General features: G+C 50.9%; 2 protein-coding genes. Both read right to left on the reverse strand.

Going from position 1 to position 3078, the window contains the following annotated elements; translation table 11 throughout:
• Positions 1 to 65: 65 nt before the first annotated feature.
• Positions 66 to 1520: a tannase/feruloyl esterase family alpha/beta hydrolase gene (locus BQ17_RS16510; RefSeq protein WP_218068321.1), complete on the reverse strand. Its 1455-nt coding sequence runs from the start codon at positions 1518 to 1520 to the stop codon at positions 66 to 68.
• A 142-nt stretch (positions 1521 to 1662) separates the two neighbouring features.
• Positions 1663 to 2931: an ATP-grasp domain-containing protein gene (locus BQ17_RS16515; RefSeq protein WP_089728921.1), complete on the reverse strand. Its 1269-nt coding sequence runs from the start codon at positions 2929 to 2931 to the stop codon at positions 1663 to 1665.
• Positions 2932 to 3078: the final 147 nt, after the last annotated feature.

Here is a 3078-nt window from a genome sequence, read left to right on the forward strand (position 1 = left end):
GGGAGAGGGAGTGCAGCTTGTGGCGTGCCCAACACACTGCTAGTGGCGATGTTTCCATTTAAACCTTAACCACTACCCAAGATGGTTTGAGGCGCTATCCCCTGCTCGACCCAATCTTCAAGCGCCTCCAAGACATTCAGGTTGTCCTGACTGACACCATTGGCAGCGGGTAGCAGACCACAATGGTCCATACCGGGGATCATAAAGAGCCGCACGTTTTTCTTCAGCGCCGCTTCGCCCCCCATATTCGAAGCCAGTCTTTCATACCAGTCGACCGTTTTGTAAGGGGTAACAATCGCATCCGCCCAACCATGCCACACGATCATCTTACCGCCGGTTGCTATGAATGCGGTCAAATCCGGCTGGTCTGAATTGTAGACTCGGGCCATAGCCTCCAGGCGTTTCGGGTCGGTTTCAAAATCGAAATCCAACGGGGAGTAGCTTGCCCCCGGATCATCTTCAAATGCCATATAGGCCCCGAAATCCTTAGCAAAAAGCGGTACCAGCTTGCCGCCGCCTTGCGGCTTACCAGTCAACCACAACCACCAGAATCTTTCCGAACCTTCCGGCACGCCACCCGGATAGAGCTGCTCACCGGCCTTATTCCGTGGGCCTTGGCGCCATTTCTCGATCACACCCAGCTCGGCGTCAGTCAAACAGGTCGCGTCCTCTTGACCGGCCTCACATCTCAGCACGGATAGATCGACAGAGCACCTACGCGGGTCCGCAATTATGCTGTCCTCGGTCCCGTCTTCGGCATCACACTGGCGCATGACTTCATCGCCGATCAACCCGTCCTGGCCCGGTTTCAGAATGGCCTTGCCGTCCTTATCCGTATTCGCTTGTGTGAGCCATGCCATTTTGACGGCAACCAGCCCGGTAGAGTCCATCGCCGGTGCCCCGGAGATGATACCGCTGAACATGTCTGGGTATTTCAAGGCCGCCATATGGGCCAAGCGACCGCCGTTAGAGCAACCTTGAAAATAGCTCTGTTCCGCTTTCTCGTCATAGAAGGCCTCCAGCAACGACATGGCTACACGGTTGGTCTCACCGATGGCACGCCAGCCCCAATCTCTTTCTGCCGGAGGGTTGTTATGGGCCCAGGTCGCATCCGTAACGTCGAGGCCATGGTGACCGCTGTCGGAGGTCGCCGTAGCATAACCCCTTTCCAATCCCGGCCCCATCGCATTGACGAACCATTTTTTCTTATCCGGACGCTCCAAGACACCGCAGAAACCACCGCAGCCGACTTGATAGAATTTGCCGTTCCACTCGTCAAGCGGCAGCCGAACTCCGATGGAGATCGACGGTAAAGCAATGGCACGTACCTCACAATATTCCGTCAGATTCTCTGAAGTCATGACACGGGCCGAGGTCACATAGGCCCCGTCCATGACATGATTGCGCAAGGCCTGACAATCCTGTGGATCTTGGGCCCATACCGCCCCCCCTGTCCCACCCGTTAGACCCAGCGCCAGCGTTGCGCCGAAAAAACGGAGTTTCATAGCGTTGCATTTCATAAGGATACTCCCGGTTAGTTCTGGGCCAATGCCATTAAGTTAAGCGTTACCGGTCGGCAAAGTAAGAAAAAAAAGCTACGAATCACGCGAATCCTCGCGAATGGATTCGCGCTGATTCGCGCGAATTGCAGTGGATTTAAAGTTACAAAAAGAAATCCTGAAACTCGACATCGAGCCACCTCGTCAACCGGTGTTCCTCTTCCTCAGCCAGATAGGCAATAGCGAATACGGGACTGTTCCGATAATCCAACTTCTGATAATGAAGAAGCGGCTTATCACCTATAAATACGCGCAGCTTCGCGTGTGCATTATCGATGTTTATTTCAGAGGTATCCACTCGGGTGCCATTGTATGCCAAAACCCAGGCGTAATGATTATTTCGACGACGCTCATTCCAAATTTTCTTCCAATCATACTTTTGATCCTGGAAAAACGAAAAGTAGGGACATTGATCATAAGCATAATAGGACAAATCAGCGAGACCAAATCCACCATAACGTAGCGGATTCAACTCGATCGGCAGCAACTCTTCACCCCTTCCGAGTCTAAATTCCGCATGAATCGGGAGAGCCTGTATGTTCAATATCGAGTTCAATCGGATAAAAAAGGACTCGATCTGCGGATACAATCGTTCAAACATACAATGATTGGTGTAATACAATACATGACGATATTGTTCCTTCGCGGGCATTGGATGATGAGCGAGAGCAACAATCACCGGCTCACCCCTTTCGGAATAAAACATGTCAACCCCGTACTCATTCCCTTCAATAAACTCTTCTATGATCATGTCCTCCTTCGAAAAAACATTTTCTGAGAAAACTCGACTATATAAATCTATTTCCTGTCGTATTTCATCGACCAGGCAATGAATATCTGCCTGCTCGTCTACAACCTTTACCCCGATTCCGAAGAAACCTTTGGATGGCTTGATGATATATTTAAGATCACGGACAAACATATCCTCCGTTATTTCCGATAACTTCTTAGTCTCGAAATGGAAATCCGGAAACAAAGGTTTCATCACCGAGCGACACTGATATTTATCTGACAGGATTTCAATCGCACGCAACCGTTCAGGGCAACGTGTGCGTTCCATGACTAACTCCAAAGAACTCTGTGATGAAATATATAATTTATCATCTTTATTAAAAGAAATCTCAGAAATACACAATTCATCCTCCGTCACTAGCTTAATATCGAAAAGCCCATCCAATTCCTGCAACAGATTGGAAGTGAAATTGCGTCCGGTAATAATATAGTTCATATCTGGTCTCACCGATGGCACGCCACGCCCAATCTCTTTCTGCCGGAAGGTTGTTATAGGCCCAGCTGGCATCCGTGACGCTGAGGCCATGGTGACCGCTATCAGAGGTCGCCGTGGCATAACCTCTTGCCAGCCCAATGCCATTAAGTTAGCTACCGGCTGCTCGTCGTGGTAGGTCGGGTTAGGCGCGTCTTCCGAGGTTGGCGGGTGCCAGCGAGGCTGAACGCGCCGTAACCCGACATCCCAGGCTGGCTCCCATCATCGTCTGTCGGGTTACGGCGCGCCCCAATC

This window comes from Candidatus Thiosymbion oneisti (genome assembly GCF_900092655.1).
GTDB classification, from domain to species: domain Bacteria; phylum Pseudomonadota; class Gammaproteobacteria; order Chromatiales; family Chromatiaceae; genus Thiosymbion; species Thiosymbion oneisti.

What these genes read in the sequence shown, in the direction of transcription:
- BQ17_RS16510 (WP_218068321.1), bottom strand. Translation starts at nt 1,520, where the DNA reads ATGAAATGCAACGCTATGAAACTCCGTTTTTTCGGCGCAACGCTGGCG.
- BQ17_RS16515 (WP_089728921.1), bottom strand. Translation starts at nt 2,931, where the DNA reads ATGGCATTGGGCTGGCAAGAGGTTATGCCACGGCGACCTCTGATAGCG.